The sequence below is a fragment of the Pseudomonas defluvii genome (assembly GCF_001695625.1).
GTDB lineage: Bacteria > Pseudomonadota > Gammaproteobacteria > Pseudomonadales > Pseudomonadaceae > Aquipseudomonas > Aquipseudomonas defluvii.
Window position 1 is genome coordinate 1 of the sequence record NZ_MBPN01000026.1, and the last position, 18,315, is coordinate 18,315.

The following is an 18,315-nucleotide window of genomic DNA, read 5'->3' on the forward strand; positions in this document are numbered from 1 at the left end:
TGGCGACGCAATACATTCGCGTCCAGCCACCTTCGGCCCTCGCGCCGACGCAACGATTTGAAGGCGGTTGCGGCTTACCAAAAATAAGCCAAGACCGTCCCCGAGAAGCCGGCCACAAGCCGGCTTTTTAATGCCCGAAATCCACCTACTGCATCACACCTATCAATGCGACGCCTTCTCCAGCGCCTCACGCAGTGCAGCCGCCGTGGCGTATTCCTGTTGCGCGACCAACCGGCCGTTGTCCAGTTGCAGCCACAGCACCTTGTCTTCGGCACCGGCATAACGAGTTGCCACGCGTGCGTCGCGGTCGAGCAGTACCCGGTAGTTGTAATCACGCATGGCGGGGATGGCGAACATTTTTGCGATCAGTGCAGGCATGCGCTGGATGTCGGCAACGAACACAGTATGTCGTGCTTCCAGGTAACCCTTGGGACGGTCTTGCAGGGCCTCTTTCACCAGTTTGGCGCCGTCCATGCCACGGGCTACCAGCAGGGTTCGGGTTTGATCGTCCAGGCTGTAGGGCTGATCGAACTGATCGAGCAGGGTCCAAGGCGCCAGGCGCTCTCCGACTTCGACCGCCTGGGCCAACAATGGCAATACGCTCAACAGCAGAATCGACAGATATCTCACAGCACACCTCGTTGTAGTGGTTGCACAGCCAGGCCAGCAGTCTACACCGCCGCGCATGCACCTAGCCTTTCACGCACACCACTTGACGCAGGGTATGCACCACCTCCACCAGATCACGCTGGGCCTGCATGACCGCGTCGATGTCCTTGTAGGCCATGGGGATCTCGTCGATCACGTCTTTATCTTTGCGGCACTCGACGTGCGCGGTGGCACGCGCCTGGTCCTGGATGGTGAAGCGCTTCTTCGCCTGGGTGCGGCTCATCACACGCCCCGCGCCATGGCTGCAGGAGCAGAACGCTTCTTCGTTACCCAGGCCGCGAACGATGAAGCTGCGTGCGCCCATCGACCCTGGAATAATCCCCAACTGGCCTTTCTGCGCAGACACCGCGCCCTTGCGGGTAACCAGCACTTCATGGCCGAAATGCTGTTCTTTCTGCACATAGTTGTGGTGGCAGTTCACCGCTTCGAGGTTGGCCTCGAAGGGTTTGTTGATCACCTTACGCGCAGCGTCAATTACCGCGTGCATCATCAGCGCTCGGTTCTGTCGGGCAAAGTCCTGGGCCCATTCCACAGCTTCGACGTAGTCGTGGAAATGCCGGCTGCCTTCCTCGAAGTAGGCCAGGTCCTTATCCGGCAGATTGGCGATGTGCTGGCGCATATCGGATTGGGCCAGCTCGATGAACAGGTTGCCGATGGCGTTACCCACGCCACGCGACCCACTGTGCAGCATGAACCAGACACGATTGGCCTCGTCCAGGCATACCTCGATGAAGTGGTTACCCGTGCCCAAGGTTCCCAGGTGCTGACGGTTGTTGGTGCGTTCCAGCGTCGGATACTTGTCAGTGATGGCCTTGAATCGGCCAGCCAGTGCGCGCCAGGCATGATCGGCCACGCCGGGTACGCTGTCCCAGGCGCCTTGATCGCGACGGCCGAAGGTCTTGCCGTGCGGTACCGCCTTTTCGATGGCCGTACGCAGGCCATGGAGGTTGTCCGGAAGGTCTGCGGCGTGCAATGAAGTGCGTGCGGCGATCATCCCGCAGCCAATGTCCACGCCCACCGCTGCCGGGATGATCGCGCCACGCGTGGGAATCACACTACCAATGGTCGAGCCTTTGCCCAGATGGACATCCGGCATCACCGCCAGGTGCTTGAAGATGAACGGCAGTTTGGCGGTGTTGATCAATTGCTGTCGCGCTTCCTCCTCCACCGGCACGCCCTGGGTCCAGAGCTTGATCGGTTTGCCGTTGGCGACTTCGAGGATGTTCATGGTTTTCATCTGGCTGCTCTGTTGCCTGGCGGGTTACTCAGACTGCACCACACCATTCAACACCTTATCCCACCCGCCGCACACCGAAATTCGATCGTCAGCGAGGGCGTCACTGCAACCCGAGCTGCCCACGCAGGAAGTCATACAGGCCTGAGGCACTTTTGCGGTAACCATCGGCGGATAAATGCACCAGGTCGTTCCGGGCCAGGCCTTCAGCCTGCCAGTTGACGATAGAACAAGGGCCGCCCATGTACGCCTGCCAATCCCAGAACAGGCCGTTGAACTGCTTGGCGGCCTGGCGCTGAATACGGATGATCTGGGCCAATGGTTGCGGCTGACGGGCGGCGCACGTACGCGCTTTGCGCTGTTTGATCGAGTCTGGTGGGCCGACCAGCAGAATGGCGGCACGCGGCATGTTGCGGCGCAACTCGGCCAGGGTCTGGTTCAGGTGGTCACGGTACTGGTTCAAGTCGAGCTTGTCGTCGAAGGCTTCGTTGGTACCGTACGCCAGAATGATCAGATCCGGGCGCAGAGCCTTGAAGCTCTCCTGCCAGCCGGGCTGCCACTTATCCACAACATCCAGCCGCGCGCCGTTGATCCCCAGAGCTGAATAGGTCACACCGGCATTCTTCTGGCCCTGGATGAACCAGCCACCCAGCGCTACGTCCTTGCGGTTGCTCAAGGTGAGGTCCAGCGGCAAGCTGACACTGTTGAACACCGGGCTGAAGCGCCACTGCCCATTGGTTGCTGCCAGCAGGCGCCGGTTCTGGGTAGTGCCGTCGCGGGCGAGCAATGTCGTGTTGGCCGTTGAGGTGTAGAGGGCCGACACGCGGTAACGCTGGGCCGTGGGCTCACGCGCCTCGATGCGTACGGCTGCGTTGGCCGTCAGCGGTAATGACAGGTAACCGCCCAGGGGAAACTGAGTGCTTTGCTGGTTCCGTGCCGAAACCAGTTCCCACTGGCGCTTGGCGGCCTTGAGGATCACCGTTTCATAGCGCGTCCCCGGTACCGGTGAGCCTGCAACCAGGCCGATACCGCCATCGCCATACTGGGCCTGCAACAGGCGCCGCATTTCCCCGCTGAACAGGTCGGCGGCGGTGTGTGAGTCACCCAGTTGCACGATATTGATCGGGGTGCGGTTTGCAGTGCGGAACTTGCCCGCCAGCAGCGCCAGATTACCGTTGGCAGGGGCTTGAACCGCCTTTTGAGGCACCTGAAGTGGACGTGCTGCCGGCCCATTGACCGCCGCTACCGGGCTACACCCCGGCAATGCGCAGATCAGTGCCACCAGGGCCAGGATGTTGTGCAATCGACGCATTTCAGTGTTCCGTCACGGTCAAACCCGGGAAGGTAATCATCGACAGCACTTGCTGTGCAATGAGCTTCTGCCCGGTGGGGGTAAAGTGAATGCCGTCATCGACCCGGGTCTTGACCCGTTTGCCTTGGTCATCCTGCAAGGTGTAGGAGAACTCATCAGCCTTGTAACCCAACACGCCGTTAGCAGAGACATAATGCTGCTGGTAGAGCCTGGTCTGGGTTTCATAGAGCGTGCTCAGGTAGGCCATGGCGCTGGACAGCTTGGTTTTCTGCATGTTCGGCGGGCCAACCCAGATCACTTGCACATCATGCGCACGCGCCTGCTCAAGAATCGAATCAATACGCTGACGGTACTGCTCCTCCCACTCGGCAGTTTTAAAGCGCAGGAACGGCTTACCTTTGGCAACCGGCATGTCCCAAGGGTCATTCGGCCCCAGGAACACCACCATCAGGCGAATGTTCGGCTGGCTTTGCAAGGTCTTGGCCACCGTCTGTGGCCAGTTGAAAAAGCCCGGATAGGCAAGCCCGGTACTCTGCTTGCTGAGGTTGACGCTTTTGATCTGGTAACGCTTGTGCAAGGTATTGGCCAGGTGCGGCGCCACCCCTTGCATCAGCGAATCGCCGACCAGAAAGACTTCATCGCCCGCCGACAGGGTCACCGGCATCGGTTGTACTGGCTGCGGGATGGGCGCAGGCAATGGCGTCGCCGCCACCTTGACCGGCTTGGCGCTCTCATGTGCCGGAGCGGCATGCACCGGGGTCGCATGCTTGCCATCCAGCGTCACCGGCACGACAGGCACCGTGGCGGGCATCGTCACGGTTTCGCTAACGGGAGCCTGTGCAATCAATGCTGGCGGTGCAGGCTGGGTCAGGCTTTCGATAAAACTGTCACGGGCACTGCCCAAGGCCTGAGTCAGGTTGCTGCCCATCCGCCAGGCAGCACTCTGGCCCAGTAGCGGCAGTTCACAGCCCTGGTGGTACTTCTGCTCGCAGTAAAGGCGGATTGAGTCCTGGTTGAACCAGAACAACAGCAAGGTGGTCACCACAATGGCATACAGCACCTTGGCCGCGCCCACCTGCGTTTCGAACAGCTTGCTGGCACTAGAAACTGGCATAGATGAACCCCGGAACGCCCGACTGCGATGCAAAGATGACCAAGGAAATGAATACCCCCAGCGGAACGGGGTACAACTGCCAAGGCAGGCGCGTGGTGGCGGCGAAGAGCTGGCGCAGAAGCGCGATCAGTTGCCGGTAGACAGCGATGTACACCACACAGGCCAGCAACAGGGCGCCCGTAGGCGAGAACAGTGCCTCCAGACGCAAGCCAGCAATACCGGCGAGCATGTCCTTGGCATCATCGAGGCTGGCGCAACGGAAGAAAATCCAGGCAAACGCCACATAGTGGAAGGTCAGCAAGCGTGCGGCGATACCCGCCCCCGGCCAACGCATCGGCTGCGGCAACCAATAGGTCGAGGCTTTGTACAACGCCAAACCCAGGCCGTGCAGCGCCCCCCAGATAATGAAGTTGATGCTCGCGCCATGCCAAAGCCCGGAGATCAGCATGGCCAGCAGCATGTTCAGGTTGCCGCGCCAGACGCCCTGACGGTTGCCGCCCAACGGGATGTACACGTAGTCACGGATAAAGGTCGACAGGCTGATATGCCAACGGCCCCAGAACTCCTTGAGGTTGTTCGCGGCATAGGGCGCATTGAAGTTCTCCGGCAAACGGAACCCCAACAACAAGGCAATGCCGGTCACCAGGTTGGTATAGCCACTGAAGTTGAAGTAGATCAGAAAGCTGTAGCCGTAGACGCTGAGCAGGATCTGCTCGGCCGAATAGCTGCTGGGCGTCTCGAACACCGGATCAACCCACTCACTGGCCAGCCAGGCGCTGAAGAAGAACAGCTTCACCACCGCCAACGCAATCAGCCCCAATGCACGTTGTGGCTCCAGCACCTGACGCATCTGCCCGGCCTGAATCTGCGGCAGCATGTGCGAAGCACGGTTCACCGGCCCGGCAATCAGGCTCGGGAAGAACGCCAGGTAAAGGGCCAGATCAAACACCGGCGCAGGCGTCATCTCGCGCCGGTTGATCGACACCAGGTAGCTGACCGAATGGAAGGTGTAGAACGACAGGCCGATAGGCAGCAGCACTTCCAGAATAGGCAGCGAGACATCAAGCCCGGCACTGGCCAGCGCCGACTGAACGCCACCGACGAGGAACTCCTGGTACTTGAACAGGTAGAAACACCCCAGCACCAGTAGCGCAACCAGCCCGTAACTGAAGCGTCGCCCCGGATAACGCGCACCCAGAAGCCCCAGCAGATAGACCAGCGCTGTATACCCCAGCAGGATATAGAGAGAATTCAGACTGAAGCTGGCAACAAGGCCGTAACTGGCGGCCAGAAGCATGACGTTCTGCAAACGAACGCTCCAGCACAGGCTCCAGTAAATAGCAAAGAACAGGATGAAGCAGAGGCCGAACTCGATCGAAAGGAAGCTCACAACGTAGTCCATTACGCGACATCAGGAAGGGAGAGCCTTGCCGGGCAACGCCGTAGCGCAAAGCGGCAGCAATTATGGCAGAGAGCCACAACCCCTCACAATGACGGGCTCACAGAAAAAGCAAGATAGTGAACAAAGGCTTTATGCAACAGAATGCGACGAAAGATCATCGGCACTGATTTGCTCCCCCTGCCCCGCTCTGCTAGTGTCGCGCCGTTTAAACCGCCACAGAGACAGCCGCCATGGCCCGGAAAAAAGCCGCCGTTGATTTCGAGCAATCCCTCGCCGACCTGCAAGCCCTGGTCGAACGCCTGGAGAACGGCGAACTGTCGCTGGAAGACTCGCTGACCGCCTTCGAGCAAGGTATCCGTCTGACCCGTGACTGCCAGGGCGCCCTGGCACAGGCCGAGCAGAAAGTGCAGATCCTCCTCGAGCGCGATGGTGAGTTGGCCGCCGAACCCTTCAGCGCAGAGCAGCCGGAATGATCGCCCGCTACCAAGCCACCTGCCAGGCCCGTGTCGATGCGGCGCTGGAACAGTTGTTTGTCGCCCCTTCGGCCGAACTCACCCGCCTCTACGCCGCCATGCGCTATAGCGTCATGAACGGTGGCAAACGGGTCCGCCCGCTGCTCGCTTATGCCGCCTGCGAAGCCTTGGGGGCGCCAGCCGAACAGGCTAACGGCGCGGCCTGTGCGGTTGAACTGATCCATGCCTACTCACTGGTTCACGATGACCTGCCGGCCATGGACGACGACGACCTGCGCCGTGGCCAGCCAACCACCCATAAAGCCTTCGACGAGGCCTGCGCGATCCTTGCAGGCGATGGCCTGCAAAGCCTGGCCTTCAGCGCCTTGCTCGACCCGCGCCTGAGCCCGCAAAGCGACAGCAACCGCCTGACCATGGTCCAGACGCTGGCCTTGGCTGCCGGCCCGGCCGGGATGGTCGGTGGCCAGGCCATCGACCTGGGCTCAGTGGGCCTGAAGCTTGACCAGCAAGCGCTGGAATTCATGCACCGGCACAAGACCGGCGCCCTGATCGAAGCCAGCGTGCGCCTGGGTGCTCTCGCCAGCGCCCGTGCCGGCAACACCGAACTGGAGGCCCTGCAACGCTACGCTCAGGCAATCGGCCTGGCATTTCAGGTACAGGATGACATCCTCGACGTCGAAAGCGACACGGCCACCCTCGGCAAACGCCAAGGCGCGGATATCGCCCGCGACAAGCCGACCTATCCGGCGCTGCTCGGCCTGGATGCCGCCAAAGCCTACGCGCTGGAACTGCGCGATCAAGCACTGCAGGCGCTGGAAGCCTTCGACGGCGCGGCCGAACCACTGCGCGATCTGGCCCGTTACATCGTAGAACGCAAGAACTGAGTGCACTTCACGTAGGCGCCGGCCTTGGCAGCGGTAAGACATATCGCTGGCAGGACCGGCTCCCGCGAAAGACGATGCACAGGTGTCGCAGAAGCACCATGCCATGGGCAGCCATCACCGCAATAAGGTAAACTGCCGCCTCTTCACACCTATAATGATTCGCCTGATGCCCACGACGTTTCAAGAGATTCCCCGCGAACGCCCGGTCACGCCGCTGCTCGACCGTGCTGATACGCCCGCTGGCCTGCGCCGGCTGGCTGAAGCCGATCTGGAGAGCCTGGCCGACGAACTGCGCCAGGAGCTGCTCTATACCGTTGGCCAGACCGGCGGGCATTTCGGTGCCGGCCTGGGCGTCATCGAACTGACGATCGCCCTGCACTACGTCTTCGACACCCCGGATGACCGGCTGGTGTGGGACGTGGGCCATCAGGCCTACCCGCACAAGATCCTCACGGGTCGACGCAAGCGCATGAATACCCTGCGCCAGAAGGACGGTATTGCGGCCTTCCCACGTCGTTCCGAGAGCGAGTACGACACCTTTGGCGTCGGCCACTCAAGCACCTCGATCAGTGCCGCACTGGGCATGGCCATCGCCGCTCGCCTGCAGAACGAGGCGCGCAAGTCCATTGCGGTGATCGGCGACGGTGCACTGACCGCCGGCATGGCTTTCGAAGCGCTCAACCATGCGCAGGAAGTCAACGCTGACATGCTGGTGATTCTCAACGACAACGACATGTCGATTTCACGCAATGTCGGTGGCCTGTCCAACTACCTGGCCAAGATTCTCTCCAGCCGCACCTACGCCAGCATGCGCGAAGGCAGTAAAAAAGTGCTTTCGCGCCTGCCCGGCGCCTGGGAAATCGCTCGCCGCACCGAAGAGTATGCCAAGGGCATGCTGGTACCCGGCACCCTGTTCGAGGAACTCGGCTGGAACTATATCGGCCCGATTGACGGCCACGACCTGCCGACCCTGATTGCCACCCTGCGCAACATGCGCGACCTCAAGGGGCCACAGTTCCTGCATGTGGTCACCAAGAAAGGCAAAGGCTTCAGGCCGGCCGAAGTCGACCCGATCGGTTATCACGCAATTACCAAGCTTGAGCCGGTCGATGCACCGGCTGCTGCGCCGAAGAAAGCCAGCGGGCCGAAGTATTCGGCGGTATTCGGCCAGTGGCTGTGCGACATGGCTGCGGCTGACCCACGCCTGGTTGGCATCACCCCAGCCATGAAGGAAGGCTCGGACCTGGTGGCCTTCAGCGAACGTTTCCCAGCGCGCTACTTCGATGTGGCCATCGCCGAGCAACACGCTGTCACCCTCGCCGCCGGCATGGCGTGCGAAGGCGCCAAGCCCGTGGTGGCGATCTACTCGACCTTCCTGCAGCGCGCCTATGATCAACTGATCCATGACGTTGCGGTACAGAACCTCGACGTCTTGTTTGCCATCGACCGCGCCGGCCTGGTCGGCGAAGACGGCCCGACCCATGCGGGCAGCTTTGACCTGTCGTTCCTGCGCTGCATCCCCGGCATGCTGGTGATGACCCCGAGCGACGAGAACGAACTGCGCAAAATGCTCAGCACCGGTCACCTGTACAACGGCCCGGCAGCGGTGCGCTACCCGCGCGGCACCGGCCCGAATACGCCGATTGAAAACGACCTTGAACCCCTGGAAATCGGCAAGGGCGTAGTACGCCGCCAAGGCCGCACCGTCGCCTTGCTGGTCTTTGGTGTTCAGTTGGCCGGAGCACTAAAGGTTGCCGAACAGCTCGATGCCACCGTGGTTGACATGCGTTTCGTCAAACCGCTGGATGAAGCGTTGGCACGCGAGATAGCTGGCCAGCACGAGCTGCTGGTGACCATCGAAGAGAACGCCATCATGGGCGGCGCCGGTGCGGCTGTCGGTGAATTCCTGGCCCGCGAGAACCTGATCAAGCCGATCCTGCACCTGGGCCTGCCTGACATTTATGTCGAGCACGCCAAACCGGCACAGATGCTTGCTGAATGTGGTCTGGATGCAGCGGGAATCGAAGCAGCAGTACGTCAGCGCCTGCAGTTGTTGGGCCTCTGACGCCCTATCGTCATGGTCGGCTCCGCAAGGAGCGGCCATGACGACAATAGGCCTGCCGACCTATCAGCCGAGCTGACGCGGAATACGGTAGAGGTAGAGCACGACCACGCTTGAGACCGCCAACAGAATCTGCGGCACGGCCTCCAAGCCAACGAATACCGACACAGCAGCAAGCCAGGCCGGCAAGCAGGCATAGAGCATGGCCACCCGACGTACGCGCGCCAGCTCAATCCAGGCCGCAGGCTCCGCCTCGCTGTTCAGCGCCTTCTCCATTGCAATCAGCCCGTGCTTGTAAGCGCCAAAGCGCGGCAGGCTGAGGAACATCGAAGAAACACTGGCGATGAACATCGGCATGGCGAGGATTGGCAGCAACGCTTCACGATCACCGAACGCCCAATTGAAGACAAACAACGGCGCCAATGCGATCAGCAGATGCTGCCACCAGGCAATGCTGAGACGGCGACGAACCTGAGCCCGGGTCACGCCCGACCAACCTCACCCTGATGCTCGTTGCCCATCATGTGGCCAAGCTTGCCGGCCTTGGTGGCCAGGTAGTGTTTATTGTGCGGGTTGTGGCCGGTATGCAACGGCACTCGCTCAGCCACCGCGATACCCATCGCAGTGAGGGCTTTCACCTTGCGCGGATTATTGGTCATCAGGCGCAGCGACTTCACGCCCAGGTGCTCAAGCATCGGCAGGCACATGGCGTAGTCACGCTGATCGGCAGCAAAACCCAGACGCTCATTGGCTTCAACCGTATCGGCACCGCCATCCTGCAGCTCGTAGGCGCGAATCTTGTTCAACAGACCAATGCCGCGACCTTCCTGACGCAAGTACAGCAATACACCGCGCCCTTCATGGGCGATCGCCTGCAGCGCCGCTTCCAGCTGCGAACCGCAATCGCAGCGCTGGCTGAACAGCGCATCGCCCGTCAGGCACTCGGAGTGCAGGCGTCCCAGTACCGGCGCGCCGTCGGCCACATCACCCAGACTGAGCACCACGTGCTCGCGACCGGTGGCCTCATCGAGAAAACCATGCATGGTGAAGGTGGCAAAGGGTGTAGGCAGCTTGGAGGCAGCAACGAAAACGACGGGCACCTTGTGCTCCTGAAATAACGTGAATATTTGACGTGGACTGGATTGTAACAGCAGCGTGGCACCGGTGCTTATGCTGAATTTTTGTGCAGACATATCGAAAAGTTCGATGCGCCTTGCCGATCTGAGGGCAACCTAGAACGGATACGGCTGCTTCCAGCGCGTGAATATCTCGCGCAACTGGCCACTTGGCACCAGCTCATCCATGCGCTGATCGAAAATTTCCTTGAGGGCACGGCCTTCCGGGGTTTTGGCAAATGCCAGGTACAACGGCAGTTCAGCCAGGTGGGTACGCCGAAATGCCGACGGATTCTGCGCCTGCGACAACACATAGTCGACCTCGGTCAGGGCATCGATGTAGAAATCGACGCGACCATACTCAAGCATCGGCAGAATGCCCTCACGCCGCTGAACCTCGCGGTAACGGTCAACATAGGGCAGGTAACTGTTGAAATCGTAACCACGCACCCAAGCCAATTGGAACTGACCCAGCGTTTCCTGGGTAGGTACCGGCCGACTGGCCAACCCCAGGGCATAGATATGGTCTTGGTCAAAGTGCCAGCGCGGGTAGATATTATCGGCGCTTTCCTCATGATAAGAGCCGACCCAGGCATCTGCTTCGCCACGCTTTACCAAGCCGATGGCGCGACTGTAAGGCACGCTCGCCGTCTTGACCTTGACACCTACGGGCTCAAAAACCTTGCGCAGCAGCTCCCAGGCCAGGCCTGTGCCGTCGGCATTGGTGTAGTCGAGCCACACCTCGCTGGCCAAACGAGCGTGCAAAGGCTTTTTCGGCAAGGGCTCTGCTGCCCACGTCACACCTCCTGCCAAAAGCAGGACCAGTAGCAACCATCGGCATCCTTGCATCGCCCTATCTCCTTAGGTAAAGCTCCATACTAGCCCTTGCATCGTCAGCCAGGCGAATACACCGGCAAGCACATCGTCGATCATGATGCCGACACCTCCATGCACATGCCGATCAAGCCAACTGATCGGCCAGGGCTTGAGTATGTCAAAGAAGCGGAATACCAAGAACCCGACCAACAACCATTGCCAGCCTTGCGGCACCAGCCACAGGGTAATCCACATCCCCACCATCTCGTCCCAGACGATACCCTCATGGTCGTGCACACGTAAATCGCTGGCAACCTTGCCGCACAGCCAGAAACCAAACAGCATGGTCAGGCCCAGCATCAGCCAGTAACCCCAGTCTGGCAGCATTTGCCACAAGGGCATGAACGGCAAGGCAACCAGAGACCCCCAGGTCCCCGGCGCCTTCGGCAAAGTACCCGAGCCGAAGCCGAATGCCATGAAATGCCAAGGGTTGCTCCAGACCGAAGGCGGAACAGGCTTCACCTGATTACGGTGATCGGTCACGGTGTCTCCCTAATCGCTAAAGTGTTGATAGCCCCGAACAGCCGGGGTGATGTTGCGCCCTTCCCGATCGTACAGGCTGACACCGGAGCCAACCTCGACCCTGCCAACCACGTGAATCGGCCAGCCGGCGGCCAGCAGCCCCGGGAGTTCGGCATCGGGAAGCGTGAAGGCCAGCACATAATCGTCGCCACCGGTCAATGCGGCGTGACGCGCACCCTCCAGCCCCAAAAAGCCGCGTAATGCCTGGCTCATCGGTAGCGAGTCCACCTGCAAATGCAGCGCCACGCCAGAGGCTTTGGCGATATGCCCACAGTCAGCCAGCAAGCCGTCGGAGATATCCAGCGCCGAGGACGCCTTGCCGCGTAACGCCTGGCCGAGTGCCAACTGCGGTGCTGGCGACCAGTAGTGCGCCAGCAGCGGTGCCGCCAGCGACGGCTCGGCTTGACGTTCCGCAAGCACCAGCGGCAGCGCGCCAGCAGCGTTGCCCAGTTCACCCCCCACACACACCAGGTCGCCTGGTTGCGCACCGGCGCGGGTCAGCGCCTGCCCGGCAGGCACCCGGCCAAACACGGTCATGGTCAGGCTCAAGGGGCCACGGGTGGTATCGCCACCGACCAGGCTCAGGTTGCACTGCCTGGCCATCTGATTGAGGCCTTCTGCGTAAGCGCGCAACCAGTCCGCCGACGTGTCCGGCAGGGTCAGGGCAAGGGTAAACGCGAGGGGGGTAGCGCCCATCGCCGCCAGGTCACTGGCGGCAACGGCCAGCGAACGCTGGCCGAGCAGGAACGGGTCACTGTTGTGCGGGAAATGCACACCGACAACCAGCGTGTCGGTAGACACCGCCAACTGTTCGCCCGCTGGCAAGGCCAGCAGGGCACAGTCGTCACCGATGCCCAAGGCAACTCCTTCGCCACCTTGCGCACACGGTGCGGCGGCGAAGTAGTGACGGATCAGCTCGAACTCACCCATTGGCCAGCAGCGCCGAGATCAGCGCTTGTATGCCCGTACTTCGGCTTCACGAAGCCGTGGAGCCAGCTTGTCGAGCACACCGTTGACGAACTTGTGGCCATCGGTGGCACCGAAGACCTTGGCCAGCTCAACACCTTCGTTGATCACAACGCGAAACGGCACGTCGACCCGCTTGATGAACTCCCAGGTCGACAGCCGCAGTACAGCCAGCTCTACCGGGTCGAGTTCTTCCAGTGGCAGGTCGAGGCACGGAGCCAGGGCCTTGTCGATCTCTTCCTTCATGACCGGAACCCCGTGCAGGATCTCCCGGAAGTAGGCGCCGTCGACATCGCTGAAATCGTTATCGACCCGGAACTGCGCTTCGATCTCGTTCAGCGACTGCTTGGCCATGTGCCACTGATACAGGGCCTGGGTCGCGAGCTGACGGGCTTCGCGACGCTTGGCGCTTTTCGATGGTTTGCCAGCATCCGCAGGTTTTGGATCGCGCGGGTTGAAACGATCGCTTTCGTCGCTAATCACTTGGCCTCCAACTGCGCCAGCAGGCTGACCATTTCCAGGGCGGACAGGGCTGCTTCAGCGCCCTTGTTGCCGGCCTTGGTGCCGGAGCGCTCGATGGCCTGTTCGATCGAATCGACAGTCAATACACCGAAGGACACCGGTACGCCGAACTCCATGGACACCTGGGCCAGGCCCTTGGTGCACTCGCCTGCCACGTATTCGAAATGCGGAGTGCCGCCACGGATCACCGCGCCCAGGGCGATGATGGCCGCGTATTCACTTTGCTGGGCGACTTTCTGTGCAACCAGCGGGATCTCGAACGCACCCGGGGCACGGATGATGGTGATGTCGCTTTCGCTGACGCCATGGCGAACCAGGGCATCAACGGCACCGCTCACCAGGCTTTCGACGACGAAGCTGTTGAAGCGGCCAACCACCAAAGCATAGCGACCTTTGGGGGCGATGAAGGTACCTTCAATGGTCTTCAGAGTCATTCCGGGATTCTCATCTTAAAGAGCCAGGCCGCACCGACGCGGCCTGTGGGAGGTTTGGTCACGAACACGCAGTGCAATAAACGCCTGCTTTATTCGGAGGGCACGTATTCTACAACTTCCAGATCGAATCCGGATATCGCATTAAATTTCATCGGCGAACTCATCAGGCGCATTTTGCGTACGCCGAGGTCACGGAGAATCTGCGAACCCGCACCGACGGTGCTGTAGGTTGTCGGGGTTTTCACCTGAGCGCTGTCGGCGGTCTCACGGATATGCGCCAACAGCACGTCACCGTCCAACGGGTGGCCGAGCAACAACACAACACCACTGCCCGCCTCTGCCACCGCGCTCATTGCGGCACGCAGGCTCCAGCGGCCGGGCTGCTTGACCATCAGCAGGTCACGCAGCGGGTCCATGTTGTGAACCCGAACCAGGGTCGGTTCTTCTGCGCAGATATTGCCCAGGGTCAGTGCCAGGTGCACATCACCCTCGACCGAGTCACGGTAGGTAACCAGGTTGAATTGGCCCAATTCGCTGTCCAGCGGCTGCTCGGAAATCCGCTGAATGGTACGTTCGTGGATCATCCGGTAGTGAATCAGGTCGGCGATGGTGCCGATCTTGATGCCGTGCTCGGCGGCAAACGCTTCCAGCTCCGGGCGACGGGACATGGTGCCGTCGTCATTCATGACCTCGCAGATCACGCCACTTGGCTCAAAACCGGCCATGCGCGCCAGATCACACGCAGCCTCGGTATGGCCTGCGCGGGCCAGCGTACCGCCGGCTTGCGCCATCAGCGGGAAGATATGGCCTGGGCTGACGATGTCTTCGGCCTTGGCATCACGCGCGGCGGCAGCCTGAACGGTACGCGCACGGTCAGCAGCGGAGATACCGGTAGTGACACCTTCGGCAGCCTCGATCGAGACCGTGAACTTGGTGCCAAAGCCCGAACCGTTGCGCGGTGCCATCAACGGCAACTTGAGCAGTTCACAGCGCTCGCGCGACATCGGCATGCAGATCAGGCCCCTGGCATGCTTGGCCATGAAGTTGATGTGCTCAGCCTTGCAGGCCTCGGCGGCCATGATCAGGTCGCCTTCGTTCTCGCGATCTTCGTCATCCATCAGGATGACCATTTTGCCCTGGCGGATGTCTTCAACCAGTTCTTCGATGCTGTTGAGCGCCACGCGGCACCCCCTTCTCATTCAGGATTTCAGGTAGCCGTTGGCGGCCAGGAAACTTTCAGTGATACCGCTGCCCTTGGTCGACTCGGCGGCTTTGTCGCCGAGCAACAGACGCTCCAGGTAGCGGGCCAGCAGGTCGACCTCAAGGTTGACCCGACGACCAGCGCGGTAGTCGGCCATGATGGTTTCGGCCAGGGTGTGGGGCACGATTGTCAGCTCGAACTCGGCGCCATCGACGGCGTTCACCGTCAGGCTGGTGCCGTCGACGGTAATCGACCCCTTGTGCGCAACGTACTTGGCCAGTTCCTTTGGCGCACGAACACGGAACTGGATGGCGCGAGCGTTATCGCTACGCGATATGATTTCGCCGACACCGTCGACGTGGCCGCTGACCAGATGACCGCCCAATCGGGTGGTCGGCGTCAGGGCTTTTTCCAGGTTGACCCGGCTGCCGCTCTTGAGGTCGGAGAAGGCAGTGCAGTCCAGGGTTTCGCGGCTGACATCGGCCCAGAAGCCGTCGCCAGGCAGCTCGACTGCCGTCAGGCAGACACCATTCACCGCAATGCTGTCGCCAAGTTTCACATCGCCCAGGTCCAGCTTGCCGGTTTCGACATAAACCCGCACATCGCCACCTTTTGGGGTCAACGAGCGAATGCTGCCGATAGATTCGATAATGCCTGTGAACATGAGTCCTCCTCGAGAACGGGCCGCGCGTGGCGCAAGCCGAAAATTATACGCCGGACGTCGGCACAGGGATCGCGGTGACTCGCCAGTCATCGCCAACCGCTCGCATTTCAGTGATTTTCAGCGCCGGCGCCTCGCTCATGCGGGCCAGCGGCCAATCAAGCAGCGGCCTGGCGCTGGAGCCGAGGAACTTGCCGGCAATGAACAGTTGATACTCGTCCACCAGCCCAGACTGCGCAAATGCCCCAGCAAGCACCGGGCCGGCCTCGACCAGCACCTCATTGACGCCCCGGGCAGCCAGCTCACGCAGCAATGCACGCAAGTCGACCCGCCCCTCCTGAGTGGGCAGTCGCAGCAGCTCCAGGCCCGCCTGAGCATAGCGCTCATCGTGCGCGGCGGCAGTCGCCACCAGCGCAGGACCGGCCTGATAGAACGCGGCCTCCAACGGCAGGCGCAAACGCCCATCGATCAGCACCCGCAGCGGCGGGCGAGCCAGCGCCAAGGCGGTATTTTCCGCATCCAGCCCCAGTTCTTCGCCACGCACAGTCATCCGGGCATTGTCCGCGATCACGCTTTCAGCGCTGGTCAGCACCACACTGGAACGCGCACGCAAACGTTGAACGGCCGAGCGTGCGGCAGGCCCGGTAATCCACTGGCTCTCGCCACTGGCCATGGCGGTGCGGCCATCAAGGCTCATCGCCAGTTTGACCCGCACATAAGGCAGGCCATGTTCCATACGCTTGAGAAAGCCCGGGTTCAACGCGCGTGCCTCGGCCTCAAGCACTCCGCTGGACACCTCAATACCGGCATCGGCCAAGCGCTTCAGGCCTTGACCGGCAACCTGTGGATTGGGGTCCTGCATGGCCGCAACAACCCGCGCCACACCGGCGTTGACCAGCGCCTCGGCACAAGGCGGTGTGCGGCCATGATGGCTGCAAGGCTCAAGGGTGACATAGGCGCAGGCGCCACGGGCCAATTCGCCTGCCTGGCGCAATGCATGAACCTCAGCATGCGGTTCACCGGCACGAACATGCCAGCCTTCACCCACCACCTGACCATCACGCACAATCACGCAGCCGACGCGAGGATTAGGGTGGGTTGAGTACAGCCCCTTGCGCGCCAGTTCCAGGGCGCGGGCCATGTAGTGAGCATCCAGCACAGCGCGTTCAGTGGGCATGATCACTCTTTAGCCGGCTCTCGGGCCAGACGGTCAATCTCTTCACGGAATTCATCGAGGTCCTGGAAGCGTCGGTAAACCGAGGCGAAACGGATGTAGGCGACCTCATCGAGTTTCTGCAGCTCGGCCATCACCAATTCGCCCACGACCAGCGACTTGACCTCACGCTCGCCGGTTGCCCGCAGCTTGTGCTTGATATGCGCCAGTGCCGCTTCCAGTCGCTCGACGCTGACCGGGCGCTTCTCCAGCGCACGTTGCATACCGGCGCGCAGCTTGTCTTCATCGAACGGCTGTCGGCTGCCATCCTGCTTGATCAAGCGAGGCAGGACCAATTCGGCGGTTTCAAAGGTGGTAAAGCGTTCACCGCAGGCGACGCATTCGCGCCGACGGCGCACTTGCTCACCCTCGGCGACCAGTCGCGAGTCGATGACTTTGGTGTCGTTGGCACCGCAGAAGGGACAGTGCATGGTGGCAGGCAACAAAAAAAGGGAGGGCCATGGTAGCGCATCTCACTGGCAAGACAAGCCAAAGGGTTTACCATCCAGTGAGGAAACGTCCTCAAGGAACCTCTTCATGCGCTTTCGAGCACTCATTCTGCTCAGTTTTGTCGGCCTGCTCGTCGCCTGCAGTAGCGATGCGCCCAAACAGACGCAGACAGACACCTCCCCAACCACCAGCACGTCACCTGCGGCCCCCGGCCCTCTGCCGGCCTATCAGCGCGAACTCAGCGGCACCCTGCTGGGCATACCGGCCAACGCCGATGTTGAGCTGGCGTTGCTGGTCATTGACGAACGCGGTCGTCCGCAGCGCTTGCTGGCCAGCAGCTCACTCGCAGGTAACGGTCAGGCACTGCCCTTTCATTTACGCTTCAACCCGGAAGCCTTCCCCAGTGGAGCACGTGTTGAACTGCGCGGTCGGGCCAGTCAGTCAGGGCAACTGATCCTGCACTTGCCGGCACTGCGGGTTACCCAGGCAACCACCCAGGCCACTGGGCCGCTGCGTTTTGAGAAGGCGCCATGACGGCAGCACCGTCATCACTGCAAGGGGCATTGAGTGAACTGCTCGGCGATGCGCGACTGGTCGCCAGCCACCTGCCGGGCAGTGACCTGAGGCTCTGGCTGATCGATGCGGACAACATGGACCGCGCCTTCAGCCCCGAAGAGACCCGACGCATCCTCCATGAGCCGCCATATTGGAGCTTTTGCTGGGCCAGCGGCCTGGCCATGGCGCGCTTTTTGTGTGAGCGACCGGAGTGGGTTGAAGGCAAGCGCGTGCTCGACTTCGGCGCAGGCTCTGGCGTTGCGGGTATTGCAGCGGCCAAGGCCGGCGCCCTTGAAGTGGTGGCCTGCGACCTCGACCCTCTGGCGCTGGACGCATGCCGGGCCAATGCCGAACTGAACGGGGTGAACCTGAACTACTCCACGGACTTTTTTGCCGAAGCCGACCGCTTCGACCTGATTCTGGTCGCCGACGTACTCTATGACCGGGCCAACCTGCCGCTGCTCGACGAATTCCTCAGCCGTGGCCGTGAAGCCTTGGTGGCCGACTCCCGCGTGCGCGACTTCAGCCACCCGCTGTATCAATCACTGGGCGTCCTCGAAGCCCTGACCCTGCCGGACCTGGCCGAGCCTCACGAATTCCGCCGGGTCAGCCTGTACCACGCCAGCCGACAGCCTTTATAGTGCTGCCAT

At 61.4% G+C, this 18,315-nt stretch carries 21 protein-coding genes; 5 read left to right on the forward strand and 16 right to left on the reverse strand.

The features are described from left to right. Window positions 1-162 precede the first annotated feature (162 nt). The 5 genes from EKA13_RS09540 to EKA13_RS09560 form a co-directional block, all read right to left on the reverse strand. On the reverse strand, window positions 163-630 hold the full coding sequence (locus EKA13_RS09540) for an FAD/FMN-containing dehydrogenase (RefSeq protein WP_065759156.1): 468 nt from the start codon (window positions 628-630) through the stop codon (window positions 163-165). Between the two features lie 61 nt (window positions 631-691). Continuing rightward, entirely contained in the window at window positions 692-1,906 is a 1,215-nt protein-coding gene (locus EKA13_RS09545) for an RtcB family protein (RefSeq protein ID WP_100250130.1), read from the reverse strand. 100 nt (window positions 1,907-2,006) lie between these two features. Then, window positions 2,007-3,215, reverse strand: a complete 1,209-nt coding sequence (locus EKA13_RS09550) for an SGNH/GDSL hydrolase family protein (RefSeq protein WP_065759157.1) — start codon at window positions 3,213-3,215, stop codon at window positions 2,007-2,009. A gap of 1 nt (window position 3,216) precedes the next feature. After that, window positions 3,217-4,329 carry an SGNH/GDSL hydrolase family protein gene (locus EKA13_RS09555; RefSeq protein ID WP_065759158.1) on the reverse strand — a complete coding sequence of 371 codons (1,113 nt, stop codon included), beginning with the start codon at window positions 4,327-4,329 and terminating at the stop codon, window positions 3,217-3,219. Continuing rightward, a complete protein-coding gene (locus tag EKA13_RS09560; RefSeq protein ID WP_065759209.1) occupies window positions 4,316-5,719 on the reverse strand; it encodes an MBOAT family O-acyltransferase in 1,404 nt (467 codons plus the stop codon). The genes EKA13_RS09555 and EKA13_RS09560 overlap by 14 nt, the downstream gene beginning before the upstream one ends. A gap of 242 nt (window positions 5,720-5,961) precedes the next feature. Between EKA13_RS09560 and EKA13_RS09565 the strand changes: the two genes are divergently transcribed. From EKA13_RS09565 to dxs, 3 genes are all read left to right on the forward strand, one after another. After that, window positions 5,962-6,204 carry an exodeoxyribonuclease VII small subunit gene (locus EKA13_RS09565; RefSeq protein ID WP_065759159.1) on the forward strand — a complete coding sequence of 81 codons (243 nt, stop codon included), beginning with the start codon at window positions 5,962-5,964 and terminating at the stop codon, window positions 6,202-6,204. Continuing rightward, the gene (gene ispA, locus EKA13_RS09570; protein WP_065759160.1) at window positions 6,201-7,088 is read left to right on the forward strand and encodes a (2E,6E)-farnesyl diphosphate synthase; all 888 of its coding nucleotides are present in this window, start codon (window positions 6,201-6,203) and stop codon (window positions 7,086-7,088) included. Before EKA13_RS09565 ends, ispA begins: the two co-directional genes overlap by 4 nt. Window positions 7,089-7,254: 166 nt before the next feature. Continuing rightward, entirely contained in the window at window positions 7,255-9,153 is a 1,899-nt protein-coding gene (dxs, locus tag EKA13_RS09575; protein WP_065759161.1) for a 1-deoxy-D-xylulose-5-phosphate synthase, read from the forward strand. 63 nt (window positions 9,154-9,216) lie between these two features. Here the strand turns inward: dxs and EKA13_RS09580 are convergent, their stop codons facing one another. The 11 genes from EKA13_RS09580 to nrdR form a co-directional block, all read right to left on the reverse strand. After that, window positions 9,217-9,636, reverse strand: a complete 420-nt coding sequence (locus tag EKA13_RS09580) for an MFS transporter (RefSeq protein ID WP_065759162.1) — start codon at window positions 9,634-9,636, stop codon at window positions 9,217-9,219. Further along, complete coding sequence (ribA, locus tag EKA13_RS09585) at window positions 9,633-10,250, reverse strand: GTP cyclohydrolase II (RefSeq protein ID WP_065759163.1); 618 nt, start codon at window positions 10,248-10,250, stop codon at window positions 9,633-9,635. The genes EKA13_RS09580 and ribA overlap by 4 nt, the downstream gene beginning before the upstream one ends. Window positions 10,251-10,382: 132 nt before the next feature. Further along, window positions 10,383-11,114, reverse strand: a complete 732-nt coding sequence (locus EKA13_RS09590) for a substrate-binding periplasmic protein (protein ID WP_065759164.1) — start codon at window positions 11,112-11,114, stop codon at window positions 10,383-10,385. A 12-nt stretch (window positions 11,115-11,126) separates the two neighbouring features. After that, window positions 11,127-11,624, reverse strand: a complete 498-nt coding sequence (locus tag EKA13_RS09595; RefSeq protein ID WP_065759165.1) for a phosphatidylglycerophosphatase A family protein — start codon at window positions 11,622-11,624, stop codon at window positions 11,127-11,129. Between the two features lie 9 nt (window positions 11,625-11,633). Then, window positions 11,634-12,593: a thiamine-phosphate kinase gene (thiL, locus tag EKA13_RS09600; RefSeq protein WP_065759166.1), complete on the reverse strand. Its 960-nt coding sequence runs from the start codon at window positions 12,591-12,593 to the stop codon at window positions 11,634-11,636. 18 nt (window positions 12,594-12,611) lie between these two features. Next, complete coding sequence (gene nusB, locus EKA13_RS09605; RefSeq protein ID WP_065759167.1) at window positions 12,612-13,112, reverse strand: transcription antitermination factor NusB; 501 nt, start codon at window positions 13,110-13,112, stop codon at window positions 12,612-12,614. Next, the gene (gene ribH / locus EKA13_RS09610; RefSeq protein ID WP_065759168.1) at window positions 13,109-13,585 is read right to left on the reverse strand and encodes a 6,7-dimethyl-8-ribityllumazine synthase; all 477 of its coding nucleotides are present in this window, start codon (window positions 13,583-13,585) and stop codon (window positions 13,109-13,111) included. Before ribH ends, nusB begins: the two co-directional genes overlap by 4 nt. Before the next feature lie 89 nt (window positions 13,586-13,674). Then, window positions 13,675-14,766, reverse strand: a complete 1,092-nt coding sequence (ribBA, locus tag EKA13_RS09615; RefSeq protein ID WP_065759169.1) for a bifunctional 3,4-dihydroxy-2-butanone-4-phosphate synthase/GTP cyclohydrolase II — start codon at window positions 14,764-14,766, stop codon at window positions 13,675-13,677. A gap of 18 nt (window positions 14,767-14,784) precedes the next feature. Then, window positions 14,785-15,450: a riboflavin synthase gene (locus tag EKA13_RS09620; RefSeq protein WP_065759170.1), complete on the reverse strand. Its 666-nt coding sequence runs from the start codon at window positions 15,448-15,450 to the stop codon at window positions 14,785-14,787. A gap of 43 nt (window positions 15,451-15,493) precedes the next feature. After that, window positions 15,494-16,624 carry a bifunctional diaminohydroxyphosphoribosylaminopyrimidine deaminase/5-amino-6-(5-phosphoribosylamino)uracil reductase RibD gene (gene ribD, locus EKA13_RS09625; RefSeq protein WP_065759171.1) on the reverse strand — a complete coding sequence of 377 codons (1,131 nt, stop codon included), beginning with the start codon at window positions 16,622-16,624 and terminating at the stop codon, window positions 15,494-15,496. 2 nt (window positions 16,625-16,626) lie between these two features. Continuing rightward, the gene (gene nrdR / locus EKA13_RS09630; RefSeq protein WP_065759210.1) at window positions 16,627-17,091 is read right to left on the reverse strand and encodes a transcriptional regulator NrdR; all 465 of its coding nucleotides are present in this window, start codon (window positions 17,089-17,091) and stop codon (window positions 16,627-16,629) included. Between the two features lie 106 nt (window positions 17,092-17,197). Between nrdR and EKA13_RS09635 the strand changes: the two genes are divergently transcribed. Both EKA13_RS09635 and EKA13_RS09640 read left to right on the forward strand, forming a co-directional pair. Continuing rightward, window positions 17,198-17,644 (forward strand): YbaY family lipoprotein, encoded by a 447-nt coding sequence (locus tag EKA13_RS09635; protein WP_065759172.1) that lies wholly within the window; start codon window positions 17,198-17,200, stop codon window positions 17,642-17,644. Beyond that, a complete protein-coding gene (locus EKA13_RS09640) occupies window positions 17,641-18,306 on the forward strand; it encodes a class I SAM-dependent methyltransferase (RefSeq protein ID WP_065759173.1) in 666 nt (221 codons plus the stop codon). Before EKA13_RS09635 ends, EKA13_RS09640 begins: the two co-directional genes overlap by 4 nt. The last annotated feature ends 9 nt before the right edge of the window (window positions 18,307-18,315 follow it).